General features: G+C 75.9%; 6 protein-coding genes. 4 read left to right on the top strand and 2 right to left on the bottom strand.

The features are described from left to right. Together VF468_07360 and VF468_07355 are read right to left on the bottom strand one after the other, a co-directional pair. Positions 1–233, bottom strand: a 233-nt coding sequence (locus tag VF468_07360; protein ID HEX5878123.1) for a hypothetical protein, incomplete at its 3' end; no start/stop codon positions are given. 18 nt (positions 234–251) lie between these two features. Then, positions 252–689: a hypothetical protein gene (locus VF468_07355; protein HEX5878122.1), complete on the bottom strand. Its 438-nt coding sequence runs from the start codon at positions 687–689 to the stop codon at positions 252–254. A 168-nt stretch (positions 690–857) separates the two neighbouring features. On the opposite strand from VF468_07355, the gene VF468_07350 reads away from it, so the two are divergent. The 4 genes from VF468_07350 to VF468_07335 all read left to right on the top strand — a co-directional run. Next, positions 858–1,622, top strand: a complete 765-nt coding sequence (locus tag VF468_07350) for a hypothetical protein (protein HEX5878121.1) — start codon at positions 858–860, stop codon at positions 1,620–1,622. A 76-nt stretch (positions 1,623–1,698) separates the two neighbouring features. Then, positions 1,699–3,477, top strand: a complete 1,779-nt coding sequence (locus VF468_07345; protein ID HEX5878120.1) for a copper resistance protein CopC — start codon at positions 1,699–1,701, stop codon at positions 3,475–3,477. A 154-nt stretch (positions 3,478–3,631) separates the two neighbouring features. Next, positions 3,632–3,832, top strand: coding sequence for a hypothetical protein (locus VF468_07340; GenBank protein HEX5878119.1), 201 nt, complete (start codon positions 3,632–3,634; stop codon positions 3,830–3,832). 157 nt (positions 3,833–3,989) lie between these two features. Further along, positions 3,990–4,420 (top strand): adenylate/guanylate cyclase domain-containing protein (locus VF468_07335; GenBank protein ID HEX5878118.1); only part of this gene is annotated, 431 nt, incomplete at its 3' end.

The following is a 4,420-nucleotide window of genomic DNA, read 5'->3' as shown; positions in this document are numbered from 1 at the left end:
TCCACCTCCGAGCACATCTTCCACCCAGGAGGAACCACCGGCGAGTCCTTTGTCCTTTGACGGACGTCGTTGGAGTCGTCGGCGCGGCCGGTGGACGACGCGGCGGCGATGGGGCCCTTGATCGCCTGGGCCGCCGCGTCGCGGACCTTGCCCGGAAGCAGGCGCAGATGGCGGAGCCCCTCGCGGTGATCTCGACCTCGAACACGAGGCCGGTCCCACACCTGGTCGCGCACGGGGACGGTGAGGCGACCCTAGCCCTGGGGACCCGCGGCCGTCAGGGCGATCTGGGTGAGCTCGCGGGCGTGGCGGGCGGCGCTGGGGTGGCGGTCGATCAGGGCGCCGGCGATGGCGCCCTCGACCAGGGTGAGGAGCTGGCCGGCCAGGGCGGCGGGGTCGCGGGCGCCGGCCGCGCGGGCCAGGTCCTCGAGCAGGCGGCGGGTGGCCTGGCGGTGCCGGACGAGGACCGCGTGGGCGGCCGGGCCGCGGCCGTCGGGCGGGGCGACCACGGCCGCGGCCAGCGCCGAACCGGCGAAGTCGTCGGAGGCGAACCACTCCTCGAGTGCGTCCCAGAGCGCGTGCAGGGCCGACGCCGGCGGGTGCCGGCGTCCGGCCGTCTCCCCGGCCAACCAGGCGATCCAGCGCTCGCTGGACCGCTCCAGGTCCGCCGCCGCGGGGTCGCTGCTGGTCATGGCACTAGCTCGTTCCCACGCTGATGGGGCCAATCGTACTCTCCTCCCCATCCTCTACATACGGGCGAACCGTTCAAGACTCGACGGTAACTAGTCATACTTGACTAGTGATAACGTTCTCTCTCATTATGCACTCATGACGGTCATGTCGGTGAAAAGGAGGCAAAAATGCGCCGACAGCCACTCCCCTCGACCCTGCCAAGCCGGTTGCTGCGGGTGGCCGTCGTGCTCGGCACGGCCGTGGTGCTGGCCGCGCTCGTCGCCGCGCCGGCCTCCGCCCACGCCGACAAGAAGGCCGGTAAGTACACCTTCGTGGTCGGCTTCGGCGAGGAGCCCGCCTACGCCGGGGCGCCCAACAGCCTCCAGGTGATCATCAGCCGCGGCGGCAAGCCCGCCACCGACCTGGCCGGCCAGCTCGACAAGCTGAAGGCCCACCTCTACTACGGCGGCAAGGTCGACCCCAAGGCCGAGATGGTCGAGCTGCCCCTGGAGCCGCACTTCGGCGACGGCTGGGGAACGCCGGGTGACTACCGGTCGTTCTTCGTCCCGACCCAGGCCGGCGCCTACACCGTCCACCTGAACGGCGCGCTCGGCACCCAGAAGATCGACCTGGCCATCCCGAGCGGCCCCGAGACCTTCAGTGACGTCAACGACCCGGCCAAGGCCGCCTTCCCGGCCGTCAAGGACCCCACCACGGCCCAGCTCGCCGAGCGGCTCGACCGTGAGGCGACCCGGCTGACCGGGACCATGGCGGCGGCCGCGGCCGCCCAGCAGGAAGCCAGGGACACGGCCGACCAGGCCCGCCTGCTGGCCCTGGGCGGGCTGATCGTCGGCGCCGTCGGACTGATCGTCGGTGCCCTGGCCTGGGGACGGCGGACGTCCACCCCGGCCGCCCAGCCCGACGTCGCCCTGACCGGCGCCGGGAAGGTCTGACGGTCCCATGCAACGCCGTGGGCGGCTCGCCGCGCTCGCTGCTCCCCCAGAACAGCGGTCGGGTATCCGGCGCCGCATGCCGCGCCGAGGCACCCGTACGGCGCTGCAGCTTGCGCGCCGCCCACGGCGACCACGCGGCTGCCGCAAGCCCGGATACCTGACCGCTGTTCTGGCCGGGCTCTGGCTGCTGGCCAGCGGTCCGGTGGCGGCCGCCCACGGCGTCCTCGAGGCCAGCGAGCCAGCCGGCGGGAGCTCGCTGGAGCGGGCGCCGGCGGCGGTGACCCTCCGCTTCAGCGAGCGTCCCGACCCTGGCCTGTCCACGGTGCGGGTGCTCGACAGCGGCGGACGGGTCGTCGCCGGCGGCCCCGCGCAGCCGGTCGCCGGCCGGCCCCTGGAGCTGCGGGTCCCGGCGGCCGGGCTCGCGGCCGGCAGCTACACGGTGACCTGGCGGATCGTCTCGGCCGTCGACGGCCACCGCACCGACGGGGTCTTCGGGTTCGGGGTCGGCGCGGCCGGCGCCCCCCGGATGGCGCCGTCCCAGTCGGCGGCCGCGGTCGAGGCCGGACCGGCGCTCGGCGCGGTCGCCGTGACCGGCCGCTGGGCCTGGTACTGGGGGGTCGCCCTGCTGGTCGGGGCGGCCGCCACCGGCCTGCTGGTCTTCGGGGGCCGCCTGCCGGGGCGGCCGGCGCTGCTCCTGGGCGCGGCCCTGGCGGCCGCGGCGGGTGGGCTGGTCGCGATGACGGTGGCCGCCCGGGCCGACGCCAGGGTGGGCCTCGGCGACATGCTCGGCTCCACCACCGGCGGCTGGCTGCTCTGGCGGGCGGCCATGCTCGCCGCCGCCGGCGCCGCCGTCTGGTGGCTGCTGGCCCGCCCGGCGACCGACCCCCCGCTCCTGGCCCCGGCGGCCACCGAGGGCCCGCGCCCCCGCCGCCCTGCCACCGTGGGCCCGCTGCTGGCCATCGGGCTGGCCGGCGGGGCCGGGATGCTGGTGCACGCGCTGGCCGGGCACGCGGCCGGCCCGTCGTCGCTGCGCCCCCTGAACCTGCTCGCCCAGTGGACCCACCTGCTGGGCGTCGGCGTGTGGATCGGCGGCCTGGCCTGGCTGTTCGCCGGCCTCCGGCGCGGCGCCACGGCCCGGCCGGCCCGGGAGGTGGTGCTGCGCTTCTCCAAGCTCGCCGGCATCAGCCTGGCCGTGGTGGTGGTCACCGGCGTGGTCCGGACGGCCGACGAGCTCGGCGGCTGGGGGCGGCTGGTCGACAGCCGGTTCGGCCGGGCCCTCGACCTCAAGCTGGTCCTGTTCGCCGGGCTGGTGGGGCTGGGGGCGCTCAACCGCTACCGGCTGGTGCCGCTGTTCCAGGCCGGCGCCCGGCGCCGGGCCGCGACCCGGCTGCGCCGCAGCGTCGGCGCCGAGCTGGGGCTGGCGGCGGCTGTGCTGGCCGCCGCCGCCCTGCTCAGCCAGCTCGCCCCGGGCGCCCCGGACGGGGCCCGGGCGGCGCCGGCGGCCACGCCGGTCCTGGAGGCCCGTGGGGCCGACTGGGCCACCACCGTCAAGGTCACCTTGACCGTGACCCCGGGGGCGGCCGGGCCGAACCGCTTCACCGCAACCGTGGCCGACTTCGACACCGGCGCGATCCTGCCCGCCGACCGGGTCGAGCTGACCGGCAGGCCCGCGTCCCACCCCGACCTCGCCGGTGCCCGCCTCGAGCTGGCCGAGGCGGGCGACGGCCGCTGGCTGGGTCAGGGCCGCCTGCTGTCCCTGGCCGGCCGCTGGAACCTCACCACCACCATCCAACGCCCCACCGGCGGCATCACCGTGCCCCTGGCCCTGGAGGTCCCGCCCCCCGCTCCCGCCTGACGCCCACCGGGCGGACCCGGAATGTCGCTCGTTCCGGAATTCGCCCCCTATGAATGAGAGAGAACAGTCACTATCATTTGTCCAGATCAATGTGGTTCGCCCGGCGAGGGAGGCGCCGGATGATCGACAGGATCGACCGAGAAGGGAGCATCCCATGCTCGTTCCCCTCCACCGGGCGGTGTCAGCCGTCCTCCACGTCATGCTGGTCGCCTTCGTGACCCTGTCCGCGCGGGTCCAGCACGGCGTGCTCCGCTCGAAGCACTGGTTTGCGCCGGCAACCGCCGTGGCCGCCTACGCCCTCGTCGGGCTCACCGGCTGGCTCTGGCTGGTCGGCCCCGACAAGTACATGTGGTGATGGCCAGGCGTCCGACCGGGCAGGCCCCCGGACGCACGGTGCGCTGGGGCTAGACGGCCACCCGCTCCGGCCTGGTGGCGCTCCCTCCGGACGCCACCTGGCCGGAGCTTCGTTATAGGCTGGGGCGATCGGCACGACGCACGCTAAGGAACGGCCGTTGGCCCGTCCCTCCCCGCAGCCCGATGCTCCAGGCGGCGCCGAACGCAAGCTCGTCACCGTCCTGCTGGTCGACGTGGACGAGGCCCGCGAGGGCTTCGCCGACGTGGACCCGGAGGACGCCGGGCGGCTGCTGTCGGGCCCGCTGGCCCTGGTCAGGGCCGAGGTCGAGGCCCACGGCGGGGTGGTCGAGGAGCCCGTGGGCGGGCGCACCGTGGCCGTGTTCGGCATCCCCCGGACCCGCGACGACGACCCCGAACGGGCCGTGCGGGCCGCCTTGGCCGTGCGCGACGCCCTGACCGCGGCGGCGGCCGGCGGGGCGCCGGTGCGGGTGCAGGCGGCCGTGGCCACCGGGGAGGCGCTGGTGCGGCCGGCCGGGGGCGGGACCGGCCGCCCGCGGGTCGTCGGCGACCCCGTCGGCGCCGCCGCCCG

This window comes from Actinomycetota bacterium, from assembly GCA_036280995.1.
Lineage (GTDB): Bacteria > Actinomycetota > CALGFH01 > CALGFH01 > CALGFH01 > CALGFH01.
The sequence above is the reverse complement of the archived record's forward strand: the minus strand, read 5'-3'. Positions and strand labels throughout refer to the sequence as shown.

What these genes read in the sequence shown, in the direction of transcription:
- VF468_07350 (HEX5878121.1), top strand. Translation starts at nt 858, where the DNA reads ATGCGCCGACAGCCACTCCCCTCGACCCTGCCAAGCCGGTTGCTGCGG.
- VF468_07340 (HEX5878119.1), top strand. Translation starts at nt 3,632, where the DNA reads ATGCTCGTTCCCCTCCACCGGGCGGTGTCAGCCGTCCTCCACGTCATG.
- VF468_07345 (HEX5878120.1), top strand. Translation starts at nt 1,699, where the DNA reads ATGCCGCGCCGAGGCACCCGTACGGCGCTGCAGCTTGCGCGCCGCCCA.
- VF468_07355 (HEX5878122.1), bottom strand. Translation starts at nt 689, where the DNA reads ATGACCAGCAGCGACCCCGCGGCGGCGGACCTGGAGCGGTCCAGCGAG.